The sequence below is a fragment of the Halovibrio sp. HP20-59 genome, from assembly GCF_033052795.2.
GTDB lineage: Bacteria > Pseudomonadota > Gammaproteobacteria > Pseudomonadales > Halomonadaceae > Vreelandella.
In genome coordinates this window covers 140,531-159,364 of the sequence record NZ_JAWJUW020000003.1, presented here as the reverse complement: position 1 = coordinate 159,364, position 18,834 = coordinate 140,531, and the positions used below count along the sequence as shown (strand labels likewise).

Below are 18,834 nucleotides of genomic sequence, written 5' to 3'. Positions count from 1 at the left end.
ACCATGAGCCGAATGAGTGATACCTGGATACTTGCCGCCCAATGCCCGAGCCGTTTGGGTACGGTGGACGTCGTTACACGCTTTCTCAAAGAGCAAGCGTGCTACATCACCGAGCTCAACTCTTTCGACGATCGGCTCGGCGGGCGCTTCTTCATTCGCGCCGAGTTTCGCCCAGAGCGAGACGCGTTCGACGAATCGCTCTTCCATGCGGATTTTGCGGCACGGGCAAGCGAATTCGACATGCAGTTTGAGCTGACACCGCCCGGCAAGCGCACCGGCACCGTGATTCTTGTCTCGAAGGCGGATCACTGCCTGAATGATCTGCTCTACCGTTATCGTACCGGGCAGCTGCCCATCGATATCCGGGCGATTATTTCCAACCATCCGGATCTTGAGCCGCTCGCCACTTGGCACGGCCTGCCGTATCACTATTTACCTATCACCCCTGAGACGAAACTGCAGCAGGAAGCTCAGGTACGCGATATCATCGCGGAAACCGACGCCGAGCTGGTGGTGCTGGCAAGGTATATGCAGGTGCTGTCGCCTTCCATGTGTGAACTATTAGCCGGCCGGGCCATCAATATTCACCACTCGCTGCTGCCGGGTTTTAAAGGCGCTAAGCCTTACCATCAGGCATATGAGAAAGGGGTTAAGTTGGTCGGCGCCACGGCGCACTACATCAATAACGACCTCGACGAAGGGCCGATTATTGCCCAGGGTGTTGAGCCAGTGGACCACACTCATTATCCCGAGGATCTGGTCGCCAAGGGGCGTGATATCGAATGTCTCACCTTGGCCAGGGCGGTCAGTTATCATCTGGAACGCCGGGTCTTCTTTTACGCCGGGCGTACCGTCGTGTTCAGCAATTAATTGACGAATAAAGCGCTGTCAAAAAAGCGCGTTTTAAGATCGGGTGACGGCAACCGCTAACAGACGCTGGCTAGCGTTAACTACCCTTTGCTTGGCTAAAAAGACGGATCAACAACAGACGTCACTGGGCGGTAACTGCCCATAACGTCGTTGTCGTTATGGTCACGTCAAACACTCAATAACTTATAAAATATTTCAGGCAATGCCTGAGGTTACCTGTTTATACGACAAGAGGTATTCCAATGCCTATCAGTGTCTTCGACCTTTTCAAGATTGGCGTAGGCCCCTCCAGTTCCCATACCGTCGGGCCCATGCAGGCGGCGTTCAACTATGTCGCCACGCTGCGCGAAAACCGCCTGATTGATCAGGTAGAGCGTCTGGAAGTCCACCTTTACGGGTCGCTATCCGCGACGGGGATCGGACACGCCACCGATCACGCGATCATTATGGGGCTGATGGGGGAGCGCCCTGACAGGATCGACCCTTCGATGATTAACCCCGCCATCCAGGCGCTAAAAGAATGCCAGTTATTGCCGCTAGGCCGACAAAAAGACGTCATGTTCGATTGGGCGAATGATCTTTATTTTCATGAAGAGAGTTTGCCTCACCACCCCAATGCCATGAGGCTGGCGGCTTTTACGTCTGAGGGCCAGCTGTTGTATGAAAACATCTATTATTCGATAGGCGGCGGGTTTGTGATTGAACAGGCCCAGGTGGATAGGCCTTTAGACGATTTGGGTGGTGTAACCCTACCTTACAACTTCGATACGGCTGACGAGCTCTTATCGCTATGTAAACAAGAGAAGCTGAGCGTCAGCCGGCTGATGCTGGAAAACGAAAAAGTCTGGCGCACGGAAGAAGAGGTCAGAAACGAGCTGTGGCGAATCTGGCAGGTCATGTGCGAATGCATTGACAATGGATTGGCACATGAAGGGGTGTTGCCGGGTGGCTTGAACGTCAAGCGGCGTGCCAAGCTGCTTCACCAGCGGCTTCAGGCGGCAGAACAGAATGAATGCCTGATCGCTACGACGTTTTCCGCGATGGAGTGGGTGAATATCTTTGCCCTTGCCGTCAACGAAGAAAACGCCGCAGGCGGGCGCATGGTAACGGCGCCCACCAACGGCGCCGCGGGCATCATTCCCGCCGTCCTGCACTATTACATGAAATTCCAGGCTAATGCCTGCGAGAAAAACGTGGTGGACTTCTTGCTGGCGGCAGGCGCCATCGGCATTCTCTGCAAGAAAAATGCCTCGATCTCCGGCGCCGAAGTCGGCTGCCAGGGGGAAGTAGGCTCGGCGTGTGCCATGGCGGCCGCCGGCCTGACCGATGTTATGGGAGGAACGCCGGAGCAGGTCGAGCATGCCGCCGAAATCGGCCTGGAGCATAACCTGGGTTTGACCTGCGACCCCGTTGGCGGGCTGGTGCAGGTGCCTTGTATCGAGCGCAATGCCATTGCCACCATCAAGGCCATCAACGCCGCTCAAATGGCATTGCACGGCGATGGCACGCATTTCATCTCGCTGGATAAAGTCATTCGCACCATGCGCGATACCGGCCGAGACATGCTGGATAAGTACAAAGAGACCTCTAAGGGTGGGCTAGCCGTCAACGCCATCGAGTGTTAACCAGCACCTGCTGGAGCAGGTACAAACACCGGAAACACGCTGAGGCAGGAATCAGCGTTTTCTATCTGAGCCTGTACAGATGAGTGGCCCCCAGGCATAGTCGTCAACTTAGTTTGAAGGCTAACGAATATTCTTTCGGTTGTCTGGGTCGTTATTCGTCTGAGAGGTTTTGTTTAAAATGCTGATCTATATTGTTTTTATCGTTATTTTTGTGGGCGTGACAGGCGCTTTATATCAGGTGTATGAAACCCACTACAATATTAACGTTGGCAATGATAAAAAGCTGTCGAGCACCGATAAGAGCCGCTTAAAAGAGCTATCAGCGAAGGCAAACGCGGCGGCACAAACAAATGCACATTCAGCGTTTGACCATGCGGTTAGTAACGCTTTGGGACCTGGATTTGATCACGGCACCGCGCTGACAGCGTTTACTCAGGCGGAGGAGGGCAGCTACGCGATCCCCTTGTTACGACGTCAAGCACGATTGAATATTAACGGCGACAACGGTGAAGTGACGGTTCGCCACTTGCCGTTTTGGAAAACAACGCTGCCGAACTTCAATATACGAGCAGCGTTGATTACCCTGGTGATTGTTAATTGCTTCCTGGTTCAGCTATTGGGCGCTATGAGTATTTATACGCTTAATTATCCAGTATCACTGCCTTGGCTGGTATGGCTTAACGAACCATTGTTAGTGATGCTGCTAATTTACGCATTAATATTTATCTCGTTTATATTCGCTAAGCTTGATAGGTATACGCACGACCTTTATCAACTTGGAAAGTTATTGAGGCATGAGGCAGTCAGTGAAAACAGTTCCTAAGCCTGCATTTTTAGCGCTTGAAGGGGTAGGTTGCCCTTTAAAATACGCGTCAGAATATAGACAAGCGGGCGTTCTGATGTACCGTTGGTGCGGAACACTTCCCCTTCGAGGATAGCGCCTTCTTTTAACATGCGGTGCAGCATGTCGAGGTGTCCTCTCGGTACATAGCCCAGTTTGCGCCCTGCGCTTTCGATGCGGATGGCAGCAGTATCCACAGGATTCTCAGGTTCGGGTACAAATTGAACGCTGCAGCCTATCTGTAAATCTGTTATATCAAGCTGTGATTCATGTCGGAAGCCTGCTATTTCAATTAACACCTCGAAGGCTTCAGGTGGATTATCGAAAGGGTGAACAAGTTCAAACCCGTCATTGGGTAGCTTGGCGCCACTGTAGCCCAGTAAAGCGAAGTCGCTAACATTGGCATCCACTGGGATAGCGCGCAGTTCAAGATAACGACCAAAGTCACGACGACTGCGTGGTGGCAAGCGGCGAGTGAAAGCTTCCAGTACCTGATGGTTGTGCTCTGCTTGCCTCATCGGAAACGCCGGGTAGCCTCGAAAGCCTAGAAGCTTTGCTTCTGCTAGCTCCGGACTGTCTAGGTCATACACTAGAACCACTTTGTCGTCCCGCTTGGCTAATTCTCCCACTAGGTAGCGAGAGCGCATTTTACTCTCCCGCGCCTGCCAATAAAGCAGTAGCCGTTGTGGTTCCACAAGGTGTTCGATTAAGCGGGTCATACTATTTCTCCAGAGCCAGTAACAGTTGCTCTCTCCTTGCCAGTGTCAAAAATGCAACGAAATCAGCGCGTTGCTGAGTAAAGGGGTGTGGTAGGTCGAATTCGGTCAGACTACCCAACAATTCTCTGAGGTCATCATCGCACCAACGCCTTAATCGTTCTATCAGTATTGGTCGAATAGCAGGGAATAGCTGACAATAATGATTAACGCCCTTAATCAGCGGCAGGCGCTTTGGGTCGCTTTTAGCCCAGCGCATGTGGTGTTGACCTCTTCTGAGGTAGGCATTTAGCTGGTTTGAGTCATGCATCATGTTTTGCATTCTTTGGGGCTGCAATTCATGACCGAGGCTGGTGCCATTATCAAAGCAGGGCGTGTAACGAGCAGTTGGACCTTTTTCTCCCCAAATCAATCCCCAGTTCTCTTGGTGGCGATCAGTGTTGCCAATCAATGCATCAAAACATAGGCAAAGCCCCCAGTATTTTTGCCAATCATGCGTAAGCCATCCTCCTCTCTCTAGCACGCGGCTTAGTTCGATAATGGATGTTAGATTATGCTGCCTACCTTTATCTAAATCAAAAGCTGGTATAAGTCGTTGCAAGTAATCTACACCAGCAACATAGCGATCTTCTCTACTATTGGTATAGCCAATAAACCACTCGTTGACTGTACCTGGCTCGTTTCGAGACGAATCAAAGGCAACAAAAACGGGTGGTAGGGTAAGACCCATTAATCGGCCGATATGAAAAGAGATTACCTCCGCCCAATATTGATCGGGGTATCGTGGCTCAGAGCTTTTCGCGCTTTTAATAGCTTCTTTAAATAAGTAGCGATGCCCAGGCACACAGAAATCATATGGGGCTGGGTCGGGACAGACGCGGAGTGATTTGTCACGAGCGCCTACTGGGAAGACTTCATAATCTTGGTGAACATCCCAACCCACTATATCAATCACTTGGTCTGGTCGCTGATGAATGTCTTCACGATTAATCATGGTGATTTCTACCCCCTTAGAGATAAAAAAGCTCTCATGAGCTTTCCCGTATTGCAGATCAACTTATCTATACCGCCACCGCAAGAATGGTGGCGCTAGCCGATCATAACGCTCTCACGTCAAATGGCTTGACGTTGTGTCGCTATGCTGCCGGCACATTGGCGAGCGCCTTACTTGCTAACCCAGTAGCGCCCCGTGCTATTTACCTAACTGCGTCTTCAACAAGGCTCTGCTGCGTCGGTCAGAGTTAATCTCATTGCCAATAGGTCAGTTCGGGCGTGCCGTCTACCACCACTACATCGACAGCGTTTAAACAAGCATCGCTGGCGGTCTGGGGTTACCAAGCCCTGGAGCGTGGTCCAGCGATCCATCAGTGCCATTAACGGGGCAGAAACATTGACCGTGCTGGTTGTCGATCTAAACTAATAAAACGCCCCCGACGTTGATAAAACTATAATGAACAAATGGAAGGAGTACCTTCAATGTCTGAACAACCAACCCTGCGGCCGCTTAGCGCAGCCATTGCTTCCGCACTGATTATTGGCTTGCCTGGCATCACGACGGCAAGTGCAAATGATGGACCCCAACTTAGTCACACGACGGTGGTGTCCGATCTTGAAAATCCTTGGGATATGGCCTTTCTTGCCGATGGAACGATGTTTTTCACTGAAAGATGCCGTGGATTGTCGGTGCGGCTTCCCGATGGCGACATAGAACATCTGCTCGGGATGGAGGGCACTGAAGACTATGCCACCACCGCCGACGACCTTTTCTGCCAGGGGCAAGCCGGGATGAACGGGGTGGCGATTGACCCTGATTTTGACGATAACCGGAGGGTTTACGTTTACTCCGCGTCTAACAAGTCCGAACCGCATACTAATCGCGTCCTACGGATGACGGTGAACAGCGATTTTGATGAGGTCTCCGAACGTACCGACATTGTCGATGACATTCCATACAAACCTGCCGCTACCGACCATCCGTTCGGCGACGCTGGTGCCCATAACGGCGGACGTATCCGTTTCAGCCCGGAAGACGGTTACCTATACGTGACCACCGGCGACAACCATAATAGCGAGCTACCTCAATCGCCGGAGCTTCTCGGTGGCAAGGTGCTGCGTATCAACCGGGAGGGTGAAGCGGCCGAGGGAAACGATCCGCCTGAGGGCTTCGATCCACGGATCTATACCTATGGGCACCGCAATGTACAGGGCATCGCCTTTCATCCGGAAACCGGCCAGCCAATTGTGACCGAGCATGGCCCCTGGCACTCAGACGAGATTAATGCGCTAGTTAATGGTGGTAACAGCGGCTGGGACCCGCGTCCTAACATGGCGGGTCGTGGTGATTGCCCAGACGATTACTGCGGCTACCAGCCTAACCAGAATGAAGGGATGGACCCGGAAAAACGTGCAGATTATATGCCGATAACAGATACAGAAACCTACCCCGACGCCATGCAGCCGGCTTGGCAAAACAATCAGCTCTCTCAGGGCATGGCGCCTGCTGTGTTTCTGCAGGGTGATCAGTGGGGCGAATGGGATGGACGTTTGCTGGTTGGCTTTTTAGGGATCGGTTTCGGAGACACGCCGGTGGGGCAACGTATTAATATGATCGATATAGCGGAGGATGGGCTTTCAGTCAACGACGTTGCCGAAATGCCCCTGCCAATGGGGTCGTCGCGCTTTCGGTCGCTTGTGCTAGGCCCAGAGGGTGACCTCTATACGATGGTTGATGAGGGTAATATTTACCGAGTCACACCGGAATAAGCTATTGCTGGCACTTTGAGCTATTGGTAGTCGCGCTGGCGCATGTCAGCGCGGCTGCACACCCGCCTACAGCTGTTGACCATAATTTGTTGAGAAAAGCCCAATGAAGAGATGTCTGCCTTTCGTTGTTTTAATGGTGGTAACTGCGCTGACGGCTACTGCTCAGGCTGCGGATAAGTCCGCCGGTGAAACGTTGTATGCAGATGAATGCGCCCAATGCCATGGTCGGGAAGGTAAGGGAATGGCCAGCTTCCCGTCGCTTACCGGGCGGGACGCTGATTACATCGCCTCCCGTCTTGAAACCTATAGAGCCGGTGAACGGGTGGGAGCCAATTCTTCCCTGATGATTCCCAATGCTACCGATTTGTCAGACGAAGACATCGCCAACCTTGCTGCCTATCTAGGCGAACAACCGGAGTAACCTGGGTGGCGCCGCCTAAGGAGCTTTCAGGGTTCAAATGACCCTGACCCTGCTTGGTCTTTGCCAGCATAGCCTTTATACCAATGAGCTCGTCACGGCCAGTGGCTATTACAGCTACTACTAAAGAAGTGCGGTATTAACAGGGCATGGAGTGCCAACAAACTGGTAGCATTTTCGGTTATCCAGTAAGTTGCACTATCTGTCCTGGGGAATTCAACATGCCGGTCTATACCAATATTGAAGATCTACGACGCCACTACGTTCGGCGTACGCCAAAAATGTTTTACGACTACGCCGAGTCGGGTAGTTGGACGGAACAGACCTTCCGCGAGAACACCAGCGACTTCCATCAGATTCACCTTAAGCAGCGTGTTGCGGTGGATATGTCGGGCCGTTCGACGCGCAGCAGCATGATTGGTGAAGAGGTTGCCATGCCGGTAGCGTTGGCGCCGGTCGGTCTAACCGGCATGCAGTCGGCCGACGGTGAAATTAAGGCGGCCAAGGCGGCTGAGAAGTTTGGCGTGCCGTTTACGCTTTCGACCATGTCGATTTGCTCGATCGAGGATGTCGCCGAGCACACAACACAGCCCTTTTGGTTTCAAGTCTATACCCTTAAGGACGACGATTTTATGCGTCGCCTGTTTGAGCGCGCCAGGGCCGCCAACTGCTCAGCCATTGTCGTGACTGTCGACCTGCAGGTTTTGGGGCAGCGCCATAAAGATATTAAGAACGGGCTTTCAGCACCCCCTAAGCTTACCGCTAAATCCATTGCCAATATGGCCACCAAAATACCTTGGGGGCTTGAAATGCTGCGGACTAAGCGGCGTTCGTTTGGCAATATCGTCGGCCACGCGAAAGGCGTGACGGATCCCTCCTCGCTATCCACCTGGACCTCGGAAGCCTTTGACGTGTCGCTCGATTGGAAGCGTATTGCCCTGTTCAAAGAGTGGTGGGGCGGTAAATTTATCGTTAAGGGTATTATGACCCCCGAAGACGCCCGCCGCGCGGTGGAGATTGGTGCCGACGCGATTATTGTTTCCAATCACGGCGGTCGTCAGTTGGATGGCGCGATGAGCTCCATTCGCATGCTGCCGAGCATTATGGATGAAGTCGGCGATGACGTTGAAGTGCATCTGGATTCGGGCATTCGTTCCGGTCAGGATGTCCTTAAGGCGCTCGCTCTCGGGGCCAAGGGCACTTACATTGGCCGCGCCTATACTTACGGCCTTGGGGCGGCAGGCGAAGAGGGCGTTACCAAAGCGCTCAACATCATTCACAAAGAGCTGGATACCACCATGGCGCTATGTGGTGAAACGGATGTTAAACGGCTGGGCCCGCACAATCTATATGTGCCCAAAGGCTTTGATGACCCCACGGTAAAGCTCTAAGTAATAATTAACTAAGCCCTAACGGGGTCTATCACTCGGTACTTGATGCCTGCGCGACCATAAAAATGCCGCCGCATAAGCGGCGGCAGTTGGGCCAGCGGGCGTGGCTTAGTGGTAACCTTCGCCCACTTTTACCTTGCCGCGGAAGACCCAATACGACCAGGCGGTATACGCCAGCACCACAGGGATCACAAACAGCATGCCAATCAAGAGGAAGAGCTGCGATTCCGGCGCAGAAGCGGCATCCCAGATGGTGTAGTTGGGCGGCACAATGACCGGCCATTTGCTGGCAATCAGGCCCAAGTAGGTAAAAATGAAGAGCCCTAGCGCCATCACAAACGGCAAGTTCTCTTGCTGGCGCTTCACTGCTCGGTAGAGTACTGCGGCACAGACCATGGCCAAAATGGGGAAGACCCAGATCAACTGCAGCTGACTGAGCCAGCGGTCGCGCACCGCCATGCTCACCAGCGGTGTCCACAAGCTGACGATGCCAAACACCACCAGCACCGCCAATAGCAGCTTCGGCGTTATCTGGTAGGCCCACTGCTGAACGTGGCCTTCAGACTTCAGAATCAACCAAGTGGCGCCTAACAGCGCGTAGCCTGCCATCAGGCCCAGGCCGGTCAGCACGCTGAACGGCGTTAGCCAGTCAAACGCGCCGCCGGTATACACAAAGTCCTCGACTGCAAAGCCTTGAATGTAGGCGCCCACCACCGCTCCTTGGGCAAAGGCTGCAATGGCCGAACCCCAGCAAAAAGCACGGTTCCACCAGTGGCGATTGCGCTTGGATTTGAAGCGAAATTCAAACGAGATACCGCGGAAAATCAAGCCCGCCAACATCAAAAAGACACCAATATACAGGGCAGGCAGGAACACCGAGTAGACCAGCGGGAAGGCCCCAAGCAAGCCGGCGCCGCCCAATACCAGCCAGGTTTCATTGCCATCCCACACCGGTGCAATGGAGTTCATCATTACGTCACGGGACTCTTCGTCTGGCGCAAAGGGGTAAAGAATCCCCAACCCCAAATCAAAGCCGTCCATCATTACGTACATGATAACGCCGAAGCCGATAATAACCGCCCAAATCAACGTTAGGTCAAGGCTGTTCATGAGTTTGCTCCTTTAAAACCATCATCGAATGGCGTGTGGGCGGCGGAAAGGGGCCGCTTAGGCCGCTCAACTTCGCCAGCGACTTCATCCGGGGCCGGTAGCATGCCGTTGCGGACCACCCGCGTGAGGTAGTAGATCCCCGCATAGAACACCACGCTGTAGACGGCGATATAGCCCAGCAGCGTGAACAGCGCCATGCCGCCACTCAGCGACGGTGTTAGCCCTTCAGCATGGCTCATCACGCCGTATACCAGCCACGGCGCGCGGCCTGATTCAGTCACAATCCAGCCAGCCAAAACGGCCACGAAGGGTGCGCCAATCATGGCGACCAGAGTTTTAAGGTAGCGCGAACTCTCGTAAACGCGGCCTCGGCGGCGCAGCAGCAGCCCGGTCAGAGCCACACCAATCATCAATAGGCCCAGCCCCACCATCACGCGGAACGACCAGAATACAATCGCCACCGGTGGTTGTTCGTCGCGGGCGACGTCACTAATGCCGGGGACTTCACCATCGCTACTGTGGGTCAGAATTAGGCTTGCCGAGCTGGGAATGCCGATTTCGAAGCGATTGGTCTGGGCGTCTTGGTCAGGCAAGGCGAATAAGAGTAGCGGTGCGTTAGATTGCGCTTCCCAATTGGCTTCCATGGCGGCGACTTTGGTCGGCTGGTGCTCCAGGGTGTTGATCCCGTGGAAATCACCGATCACCGCCTGAGCGGGCGTCAAAAACAGCAGCAGCCACAAGCACATGGAAAGCGCCTTTTTGTTCGCCTCCACGTCGCGCTTGCGTAGTAAGAACCAGGCACTCACCCCCGCCACCACAAAACCACCGGTGAGGAAAGACGCCATGCCCATATGAGCGAAGCGGTACCAGAACGAAGGGTTGAAAATGGCTTCCGACCAGGCGGTAATATGAAAACGTCCGTCGATCAGTTCAAACCCAGCGGGAGTCTGCATCCAGCTGTTTGCGGCGAGAATCCAAAACGAAGAGATAAACGTCCCAACGGCCACCATAATCGCAGCAAACAGGTGAACGCCCTCCGGAACTTTATGCCGGCCAAATAGCAGTACACCCAAAAAGGCGGCTTCAAGGAAAAACGCCGTGACCACTTCGTAACTCAATACAGGCCCTAAAAAGTTCGATGTGGCCAGCGAAAAATTACTCCAGTTGGTACCAAACTGGAATGACATCACAATTCCCGAGACCACTCCCATGCCAAAGACCACGGCAAATACCTTGGTCCAAAATAGCGCAAGGCGGTCCCATGCCGGGTTGTCAGTTTTATAGAAAAGTCCGTGCAGAAGGGCGATATAAGACGCTAAGCCAATCGTAAATACCGGAAAGATAGCGTGAAAACACACCACGAAAGCAAATTGTAGCCTGGATAATAATAGCGGATCGAGCTCCATGATGACCTCCCAGAGCGTGTCGTGGAAATGAGACAAGTAAATCCCAAGCGAGCACGTCAGGTATCATTTTTATGTTTTTGGAATATGCTTATCTCGACATCTTTATTCTAAACCAATCGCTATTTGCCTATAACTTAAAGCTTGCTTTTTGGGCTAGGGCGCATTGTCGCAGAGTGGTAATATCTCAAAATGTATAGACGTCTGTTTACCCGCCGTCAGGCGCTAGATGATAAATCTAGAGTGCTTGATAACTCATCATGATGATGGTTTGCTAAATTGTTAGCGTTACTTTTAGCAAGCGCACTGACGACGCTGTATTGAGTCTTAAATAGGGAGAATAAGAATGAAGATAGGTGCACCAAAGGAGAGTGCTCCGGGGGAAGCGCGTGTCGCGTTAACCCCCGAGAGTGCCAAGCAAATTCAGAAGCTGGGCCACGAGTGCTTAGTAGAAAGCGGCGCCGGCTTGGCAGCGGGCTTTAATGACGATACTTATCGCGATGCGGGCGTTACCGTTGTCGATAGTGTCGACGCGCTCTGGAACGACGCTGAGTTAGTGATTAAAGTCCGCGAGCCTTCTGATGAAGAGGCCGAGCGGTTGCGCAAAGGCCAGACCTTGATCGCTTTCTTTTGGCCGGCGCAAAACGAAGCGCTGCTGGAGAAGTGCAAGGCCCAGGGTGCTACCGTTATTGCCATGGACATGGTGCCGCGTATTTCCCGGGCCCAGAAGATGGACGCGCTCTCCTCCATGGCCAATATCGCCGGCTACCGGGCGGTGATTGAGGCGGGCAACAATTTTGGCCGCTTCTTTACCGGCCAAGTAACGGCGGCCGGTAAAGTGCCCCCCGCCAAGGTGCTGGTGATTGGCGCCGGTGTGGCGGGTTTGTCGGCGATCGGCACCGCTACCAGCCTGGGCGCCGTGGTGCGCGCCTTTGACGTGCGCCCCGAGGTCTCTGAGCAGATCGAGTCCATGGGTGCAGAATTCCTGTTCCTCGAATTTGATGAAAGTCAGGATGGTTCCGAAAGCGGTGGTTACGCAGCGCCTTCAAGCCCGGAGTTCCGCGAGAAGCAGCTTGAATGCTTCCGCGAGCAGGCCCCGGATGTGGACATTGTGATTACCACCGCGCTGATTCCCGGCAAGCCCGCGCCCAAGCTGTGGTTGGAAGATATGGTGGCGGCCATGAAGCCCGGTTCGGTGATTATCGACTTAGCGGCTGAAAAAGGCGGCAACTGCGATCTGACCAAGCCAGACGAGCGGGTAGTGTCGGATAACGGCGTGGTGGTGATCGGCTACACCGACTTCCCCTCGCGCATGGCCACCCAGTCATCGCTGCTCTACGCCACCAATATCCGCCATATGCTGACCGATCTGACGCCCGAGAAAGACGGCGTGATTAATCACAATATGGAAGACGATGTGATTCGTGGCGCTACGGTGACCCACGATGGCGAAATCACCTTCCCACCGCCGCCGCCTAAAGTGAAAGCGATTGGTGCGGCAAAGCCGAAAAAGAAAGAGAAGGAGCCCACGCCGGAGGAGAAAAAAGCCGCCGAGCAGGCGGCGTTCAAGGCACAAACCAAACGTCAAATCGGATTGTTGGCTGTTGGCGGTGTGCTTATGCTGCTGCTTGGCCAGGTGGCGCCGACCTCATTTATGCAGCATTTTATTGTCTTTGTGCTGGCCTGCTTTATCGGTTTCCAGGTGATTTGGAACGTGAGTCATTCGCTGCATACGCCTTTAATGGCGGTGACGAACGCGATCTCGGGCATCATTATTCTCGGTGCTATTTTGCAGATTGGCACGAGTAGCGTGATCGTGGGCATACTAGCGGCGATTTCGGTGCTGATCGCGTCAATCAATATCGTGGGTGGCTTCCTGGTGACACGCCGGATGCTGGCCATGTTCCAAAAATCTTAAGCGGCGGAGAGACGATATGTTAGGACAAGGATTCGTATCTGCCGCGGCAATCGCGGCGAGTGTGCTGTTTATTCTGTCGCTGGGCGGCCTGAGTAACCAAGAAAAAGCCAAACGAGCCGTGTGGTACGGCATTGTGGGCATGGCGGTGGCGGTGTTCTTTACCGCTTTAGGCCCGGGTATTGGCGGCTACTGGTGGCTGATTCCGATGATGGTGATTGGGGCAGGCATCGGTGTTTACGTAGCGGGCAAGGTCGAGATGACCGAAATGCCTCAGCTAGTGGCGGCGCTGCACAGCTTTGTGGGTTTAGCCGCTGTGTTTGTAGCCTGGAGCGCGGACTTAGAACGCCGCCGGGTCATGGCGGCGCAGGCAGTGGAGGGCGCCGCGCAGGAGTTTTCTGCTTTTGCTGCGCTGGTCGCCACCAAGGCCCCAGACGAACTCACCTTTCTGCAAATTGAGGTTGTTTTCGCCATCTTTATCGGCGCGGTGACCTTCACCGGCTCGGTAATAGCGTTTGGCAAGCTGGCAGGTAAAGTCGACGGTAAACCACGCCAACTGCCCGGCGGGCATATGCTCAACGCTGGGGCGGCCGCGCTGTCGCTGCTATTGGCAATTTTGTATCTCAACGGCGCAGGCTTCTGGACGCTGTTAGTCCTCGCGGCGCTAGCGTTCTTTATCGGCTATCACCTGATTATGGGTATCGGCGGTGCCGATATGCCGGTGGTGGTCTCGATGCTCAACAGCTACTCCGGCTGGGCGGCGGCAGCGGTCGGCTTTACGCTCTCCAATGACCTGTTGATTGTCACCGGTGCGCTGGTGGGCTCATCGGGTGCGATTCTGTCGTACATCATGTGTAAAGCGATGAACCGCAACTTCATTAACGTCATTTTGGGTGGCTTTGGCGGCACCCAGGGGCCCGCAGCGGAAATCGAAGGTGAGCAGGTGGCGATTGACGCCGCTGGCGTAGCCAGTGCCTTAAACGATGCCGACAGTGTGATTATTGTGCCGGGTTACGGCATGGCGGTGGCCCAAGCGCAAAGCGCAGTGAGCGACCTGGTGCGCAAGCTGCGCGCAGCGGGTAAAACGGTACGTTTTGCTATTCACCCGGTGGCGGGTCGCTTGCCAGGGCATATGAACGTCCTGCTGGCGGAGGCTAAGGTGCCTTACGACATCGTGCTGGAGATGGACGAAATAAACGACGATTTCCCCACTACCGATGTGGTGATCGTGATCGGCTCCAACGATATCGTTAACCCCGCGGCCGAAGAAGACCCCAATAGCCCCATCGCCGGTATGCCGGTGTTGAAGGTGTGGGAGGCCAAGCAGGTGTTTGTCAGCAAGCGCGGCCAGGGCACCGGCTACTCGGGTATCGAGAATCCCCTGTTCTTCAAAGACAACACTCGGATGTTCTACGGCGATGCCCGCGATAGTTTGAATACGCTGTTGCCGATGATTGATTAGGTCTCGATAGCGTAATAAGCCGCTAAGGTATGCTGTACTGAACCCTTGATGGCTGATTCATTAAACACGGAGCCCGCGAGCAATCGCGGGCTCCTTGGGTTGTGTGCATAGCGCCGGCACCTGCTATGGTCATTAACCGTTTTCTGTGTTGAGCACTCGCTACTATGAATCAACGCCCTAATCCTCGCGTGCTGCTGCGCTTGCTGGGTCTGCTTCGCCCCTACCGCCTACGGCTAGCGCTGGCTGGCCTTGCGCTACTCATGGCCTCTGGCAGCGTGCTACTGCTAGGTAATGGGCTGCGCCTTATGATCGACCAGGGGTTTCTTGACGCCGATCCCCAGGCATTAGCGCAAACGCTGGTTCTAATGCTGGTGGTCGTGGCCGTGCTGGCGCTAGCCTCTGCACTGCGCTACTACCAGGTGACTTGGATTGGTGAGCGTTTGGCCGCTGATCTGCGCCAGCGCGTGTTTGATCATTTACTCACGTTAGAACCCAGCTTTTTTGAGAGCGCAAGCTCCGGCCGCGCGGCTGGGGAAATAGCCTCACGGCTGACCGCGGACACTAGCGTACTGCAGAGCCTGTTTGGCTCCTCAATATCGCTGGCGCTACGCAATTTAGTCATGCTGGTGGGGGCGGTGGTATTGATGCTGGTCACCCAGCCGTGGCTTTCGGCGATGGTGCTGATTGGCATTCCAGCCACTCTGCTGCCCATCGTATGGTACGGCCGTCGGGTGCGACGGCTATCCCGCACCAGCCAGGACCGCGTGGCCGAGCTGGGTCGCTATGCCGAGGAGGCACTGAGCGGGATTAAAACGCTCCAGGCGTTTACCCACGAGGCGGTGGACAAAACCCACTATGGTCAGCGCGTCGAGCAAGCCTTTGGCAGCGCCGTAGAGCGCACCCAGCAGCGCGCCTGGCTGACCGGTGTGGCGATGCTGGTGGTGTTTACGGCGGTTGGGATAATGCTCTGGCAGGGCGGCCAGGCGGTGTTAGCGGGTACCATGAGTGCCGGTGAACTCTCGGCGTTTATTTTCTACGCGGTGCTGGCGGCGGGTGCCATCGCCACCCTGGCCGAAGTCGCGGGGGATGTGCAACGCGCGTCAGGGGCGGCGGAACGGCTCTTAGAACTGCTGGATACCCAGCCCGCTATCCAATCGCCCGCTCACCCGGACACGCTGGCTAAGCCACTGCGCGGTGAGATTAGGCTGGAAAACATCACCTTCGCCTACCCTGGTCGGGAAACGCCAGCGCTTGAGGCGTTCGATCTGGCTATCCAACCCGGCGAGCGGGTAGCCGTGGTCGGGCCTTCGGGGGCGGGTAAAAGCACGCTCTTGGCGCTGCTGCTGCGCTTTTATGATCCTAGCCAAGGGCGAATTACGCTCGATGACCATGATATTCGTTGCTTAGACCTTGCCGCCTTGCGCAGTGCCATGGGTCTCGTGGCGCAGGAGCCGGTGCTGTTTAGCGGCTCGGTTGCCGAGAACCTGCGCTACGGCGATCCCGAGGCTGATATCGATAGATTGCGCATTGCCGCCCAGGACGCCAGTGCCCTCGACTTCATCGATGCTCTGCCCCAAGGCTTTGATACCCCGCTGGGCCCAGGTGGTGTGCAGCTTTCCGGTGGCCAGCGTCAGCGGCTCGCTATCGCCAGGGCGCTGCTTAAAGATCCTGCGGTGCTGTTATTGGATGAAGCCACCAGCGCCTTGGATGCGGAGAGCGAGCGCTTGGTGCAGCAGGCGCTGGACAGGCTGATGGTGGATCGTACCAGTATCGTCATCGCCCACCGGCTCGCGACGGTGGTTGCCGCAGATCGTCTGCTGGTACTCGACGGCGGGCGGCTTGTGGCCGCGGGCACACACAGTGAATTGATCAACACCAGCGAGCTTTATCGTCATTTAGCCGCGTTACAGTTTGGCTAATGCTTATCGTCCTTACCCAGTTGCTCTACACTCGGTGTTTGTATTCTATTAACGAAGGATAACCGCATCGATGTTGGGATTCCTGCAGGGATTTTCCTACGGCCTGTTTATGACTTGCTTGCCGTGGTTGCTAGTCGGCCTCGTCAATCCTGCCCTGGCGCTTCCGGTGGTGGCCCAGGGTCGGCTGCAGGTGATCCTCCGCTATTGCCTGATCGTTCCTTTCATCAGCCTGCTGATGTGGCTGACCTCGCTATGGGGTGGTTTCAGCCCCAGCCTGTTGGGCTGGCTGGCAGGCATCGTTGCCATTCCCGTGGCGCTACCCGTCGAGCGTTCGCTGCGCGGCTGGCTGGCCCGACGTCGCGCGCGTCGCCGCGAAGCTCAACGCGTGGCCGAGGTGCGCCAGCGGCGCGCTGAGGAAGAGCGCAAGGCCTATGAGGCGGGAGTGGTCGTGCTTGACCCGGAAAGACCGCCCGAGGGCGCCGACGATCTGGTATTGGCCATGTGTCGGGCCAAGCAGCGTCTATTGGAGGCTGACCGGCCCGACTTGGCGATTCTGGCGGACCGTCTCTATAGCCGCTACCGTCATGTGATGGATGTGTTGAGTAGCCGTTTCCACACCGGTGAGCTGGCCTTCGAGCGTTCACGCGGCCTAGTGTCTCAGGTTTGTCTCGGCGCGGTGGATACGCTGACCACCATCGCGTCCCAAGCGCGCGGGGTGGTCAGCGTGGACGGCGATTACGTGCGGCGTCGTCTAGCCAAAGGCAAGCAGCTGAGCGAGGAGGAGCGCGCCGCGCTGGTGCGGCGTCTGGACCTGTTGGTGGAAACCGAACACCGGCTGAACGAGCTCTCCGCACGGATTGAATCGGCGCTGACCGTGCTCGACGATACCGCCGTTTCCATGGCGCGAATCGAGACGGCGCGCCCCCAGGCGTCGGTAACCACCGAGAAGGCGCTGGAGGACCTGCGCCGCTTTGTCGAAGGCGCGGATCGCTATGCGCGCAAAGATTAAACCGACGGCCGTTGGCCCTTGGCGCCCTTTACGACGGTTTTATGAATAGCACAGGAGATGCCCATGACGCAGCAACCCGATGATGATCGTCGCCTCTCCCTGCCGCCGGTGGATGAGATCGCTAGTCAATTAGGTACCCGTCAGGCCGATTCGGTCGACCCCGAGCTTGAGGCCATGGCCGACCGCTTTGTCGACGAAATCCTCGACCAAGGTGACGAAGAATCGCTGGTTAGCCAGCGCCGCGCCGTGGATGAAATGGGGCTTGAGTTACAGCAGCAGGCCGCCCATCGTAGTGCCATGCTGCAGACGCCGCTGCGCAAGCTTGCCCACCAGGGCGATGAAGGCGGCCCGGTCGCCAAGGCGCTGAGCGACCTGCGCGGGCGCATGGAGGGGCTCGACCCTGCTCGCCATCGTTTGGCGCCGAGCCCGCTGGATCGCGTGCTGGCGATGATTCCCGGTATCGACAGTCGTGTACAGCGCTACTTCCAAAAGTTTGAGAATGCCCAACAGGCGCTAGACGCGATCATCGAAGAGCTGGAAAGCGGGCGCGACATGCTGCAGCGTGACAACCTCACCCTGAGCGATGACCAACAGGCGCTCAATAACATCCTGCGCGAGCTGAACCGCCAAATTGCCTTGGGCCGTTTGATCGACCGTCGCCTACAGGACGCTGCCGCTGCCCGTGATGGCGATGATCCCCAGCGTCAATTTATCGAGGAGGAGCTGCTCTTTCCCCTTCGTCAGCGCATTGTTGACCTTCAGCAGCAGCTGGCGGTGAGCCAGCAGGGCGTGCTGGCGCTAGAAGTCATCATTCGCAACAACCGTGAATTGATGCGTGGCGTGGACCGGGCGATCAACGTCACCGTTTCAGCCCTCACCGTGGCGGTGACCGTGGCCATGGCGATGGCCAACCAGCGGCTGGTGCTCGACCGCGTCGAAGCCCTTAATAACACCACCTCGCAAATGATCGGCGGAACCGCGAAAGCCCTGCGCCAGCAAGGCGTGGATATCCAGAAGCGGGCTTCCGGTGCGATGCTCGACATGCAAGTGCTCGAAGAGGCCTTTGGCGAGGTCATGGGTGCGATTGATGATCTCTCGCGCTATCGTCAGGAGGCCCTGCCGCAGCTGGATGAACAGATTGACCGCCTTGCCACCCTGTCGCAGCAGGGAAATGCGTCGATTGAGCGGCTCCGCGAAGGCAGTGAGGCGCAGCCCCAGGACGGTCGATTTGACAAGCCCGGTGGATAAAAGCAGACACCGCTCTCAGCAAGCATCACCGGTGAATGATGATACGTAAATGCAGGTTTTATCGCATGATCGATAAAAGCTATTAGAGCGTTGATGAAAAGCAAATTGTGACTATAAGAGAAGTGCTTTAAAACTGTGACATGT

Annotated in this window: 15 protein-coding genes; 11 read left to right on the top strand and 4 right to left on the bottom strand. The window is 55.6% G+C overall.

The window, feature by feature from the left end:
- The first annotated feature begins 3 nt into the window (after positions 1-3).
- From purU to RZA33_RS04905, 3 genes are all read left to right on the top strand, one after another.
- Positions 4-870 (top strand): formyltetrahydrofolate deformylase, encoded by an 867-nt coding sequence (purU, locus tag RZA33_RS04915; RefSeq protein ID WP_317506736.1) that lies wholly within the window; start codon positions 4-6, stop codon positions 868-870.
- Positions 871-1,112: 242 nt separating this feature from the next.
- Positions 1,113-2,495: an L-serine ammonia-lyase gene (locus tag RZA33_RS04910; protein WP_317506735.1), complete on the top strand. Its 1,383-nt coding sequence runs from the start codon at positions 1,113-1,115 to the stop codon at positions 2,493-2,495.
- Positions 2,496-2,673: 178 nt separating this feature from the next.
- Positions 2,674-3,318 carry a hypothetical protein gene (locus tag RZA33_RS04905; protein ID WP_317506734.1) on the top strand — a complete coding sequence of 215 codons (645 nt, stop codon included), beginning with the start codon at positions 2,674-2,676 and terminating at the stop codon, positions 3,316-3,318.
- On the opposite strand, the gene RZA33_RS04900 is transcribed toward RZA33_RS04905, so the two are convergent.
- Positions 3,315-4,055 carry an HIRAN domain-containing protein gene (locus RZA33_RS04900; RefSeq protein ID WP_317506733.1) on the bottom strand — a complete coding sequence of 247 codons (741 nt, stop codon included), beginning with the start codon at positions 4,053-4,055 and terminating at the stop codon, positions 3,315-3,317. The genes RZA33_RS04905 and RZA33_RS04900 overlap by 4 nt on opposite strands.
- Position 4,056: 1 nt before the next feature.
- A complete protein-coding gene (locus RZA33_RS04895; RefSeq protein ID WP_317506732.1) occupies positions 4,057-5,046 on the bottom strand; it encodes a hypothetical protein in 990 nt (329 codons plus the stop codon).
- Between the two features lie 482 nt (positions 5,047-5,528).
- Between RZA33_RS04895 and RZA33_RS04890 the strand changes: the two genes are divergently transcribed.
- The 3 genes from RZA33_RS04890 (at position 5,529) to RZA33_RS04880 (ending at position 8,624) form a co-directional block, all read left to right on the top strand.
- Positions 5,529-6,815, top strand: coding sequence for a PQQ-dependent sugar dehydrogenase (locus tag RZA33_RS04890; protein WP_317506731.1), 1,287 nt, complete (start codon positions 5,529-5,531; stop codon positions 6,813-6,815).
- Positions 6,816-6,918: 103 nt separating this feature from the next.
- Positions 6,919-7,236, top strand: a complete 318-nt coding sequence (locus RZA33_RS04885) for a c-type cytochrome (RefSeq protein ID WP_317506730.1) — start codon at positions 6,919-6,921, stop codon at positions 7,234-7,236.
- Between the two features lie 218 nt (positions 7,237-7,454).
- A complete protein-coding gene (locus tag RZA33_RS04880; RefSeq protein WP_317506729.1) occupies positions 7,455-8,624 on the top strand; it encodes an alpha-hydroxy acid oxidase in 1,170 nt (389 codons plus the stop codon).
- A gap of 108 nt (positions 8,625-8,732) precedes the next feature.
- Here the strand turns inward: RZA33_RS04880 and cydB are convergent, their stop codons facing one another.
- Together cydB and RZA33_RS04870 are read right to left on the bottom strand one after the other, a co-directional pair.
- On the bottom strand, positions 8,733-9,734 hold the full coding sequence (gene cydB / locus RZA33_RS04875) for a cytochrome d ubiquinol oxidase subunit II (protein ID WP_317506728.1): 1,002 nt from the start codon (positions 9,732-9,734) through the stop codon (positions 8,733-8,735).
- A complete protein-coding gene (locus RZA33_RS04870) occupies positions 9,731-11,140 on the bottom strand; it encodes a cytochrome ubiquinol oxidase subunit I (protein WP_317506727.1) in 1,410 nt (469 codons plus the stop codon). The genes cydB and RZA33_RS04870 overlap by 4 nt, the downstream gene beginning before the upstream one ends.
- A gap of 343 nt (positions 11,141-11,483) precedes the next feature.
- On the opposite strand from RZA33_RS04870, the gene RZA33_RS04865 reads away from it, so the two are divergent.
- From RZA33_RS04865 to RZA33_RS04845, 5 genes are all read left to right on the top strand, one after another.
- Positions 11,484-13,055, top strand: coding sequence for a Re/Si-specific NAD(P)(+) transhydrogenase subunit alpha (locus tag RZA33_RS04865; RefSeq protein ID WP_317506726.1), 1,572 nt, complete (start codon positions 11,484-11,486; stop codon positions 13,053-13,055).
- A 16-nt stretch (positions 13,056-13,071) separates the two neighbouring features.
- Positions 13,072-14,514, top strand: coding sequence for an NAD(P)(+) transhydrogenase (Re/Si-specific) subunit beta (locus tag RZA33_RS04860; RefSeq protein WP_317506725.1), 1,443 nt, complete (start codon positions 13,072-13,074; stop codon positions 14,512-14,514).
- Positions 14,515-14,678: 164 nt separating this feature from the next.
- Positions 14,679-16,433 carry an ABC transporter transmembrane domain-containing protein gene (locus RZA33_RS04855; protein ID WP_317506724.1) on the top strand — a complete coding sequence of 585 codons (1,755 nt, stop codon included), beginning with the start codon at positions 14,679-14,681 and terminating at the stop codon, positions 16,431-16,433.
- 70 nt (positions 16,434-16,503) lie between these two features.
- Positions 16,504-17,442, top strand: a complete 939-nt coding sequence (locus tag RZA33_RS04850; protein WP_317506723.1) for a cobyrinic acid a,c-diamide synthase — start codon at positions 16,504-16,506, stop codon at positions 17,440-17,442.
- Between the two features lie 63 nt (positions 17,443-17,505).
- A complete protein-coding gene (locus RZA33_RS04845; protein ID WP_317506722.1) occupies positions 17,506-18,690 on the top strand; it encodes a toxic anion resistance protein in 1,185 nt (394 codons plus the stop codon).
- Positions 18,691-18,834 lie beyond the last annotated feature (144 nt).

Coding starts and splice junctions, on each gene's coding strand:
- purU (WP_317506736.1), top strand. CDS start 4: ATGAGCCGAATGAGTGATACCTGGATACTTGCCGCCCAATGCCCGAGC.
- RZA33_RS04910 (WP_317506735.1), top strand. CDS start 1,113: ATGCCTATCAGTGTCTTCGACCTTTTCAAGATTGGCGTAGGCCCCTCC.
- RZA33_RS04905 (WP_317506734.1), top strand. CDS start 2,674: ATGCTGATCTATATTGTTTTTATCGTTATTTTTGTGGGCGTGACAGGC.
- RZA33_RS04900 (WP_317506733.1), bottom strand. CDS start 4,055: ATGACCCGCTTAATCGAACACCTTGTGGAACCACAACGGCTACTGCTT.
- RZA33_RS04895 (WP_317506732.1), bottom strand. CDS start 5,046: ATGATTAATCGTGAAGACATTCATCAGCGACCAGACCAAGTGATTGAT.
- RZA33_RS04890 (WP_317506731.1), top strand. CDS start 5,529: ATGTCTGAACAACCAACCCTGCGGCCGCTTAGCGCAGCCATTGCTTCC.
- RZA33_RS04885 (WP_317506730.1), top strand. CDS start 6,919: ATGAAGAGATGTCTGCCTTTCGTTGTTTTAATGGTGGTAACTGCGCTG.
- RZA33_RS04880 (WP_317506729.1), top strand. CDS start 7,455: ATGCCGGTCTATACCAATATTGAAGATCTACGACGCCACTACGTTCGG.
- cydB (WP_317506728.1), bottom strand. CDS start 9,734: ATGAACAGCCTTGACCTAACGTTGATTTGGGCGGTTATTATCGGCTTC.
- RZA33_RS04870 (WP_317506727.1), bottom strand. CDS start 11,140: ATGGAGCTCGATCCGCTATTATTATCCAGGCTACAATTTGCTTTCGTG.
- RZA33_RS04865 (WP_317506726.1), top strand. CDS start 11,484: ATGAAGATAGGTGCACCAAAGGAGAGTGCTCCGGGGGAAGCGCGTGTC.
- RZA33_RS04860 (WP_317506725.1), top strand. CDS start 13,072: ATGTTAGGACAAGGATTCGTATCTGCCGCGGCAATCGCGGCGAGTGTG.
- RZA33_RS04855 (WP_317506724.1), top strand. CDS start 14,679: ATGAATCAACGCCCTAATCCTCGCGTGCTGCTGCGCTTGCTGGGTCTG.
- RZA33_RS04850 (WP_317506723.1), top strand. CDS start 16,504: ATGTTGGGATTCCTGCAGGGATTTTCCTACGGCCTGTTTATGACTTGC.
- RZA33_RS04845 (WP_317506722.1), top strand. CDS start 17,506: ATGACGCAGCAACCCGATGATGATCGTCGCCTCTCCCTGCCGCCGGTG.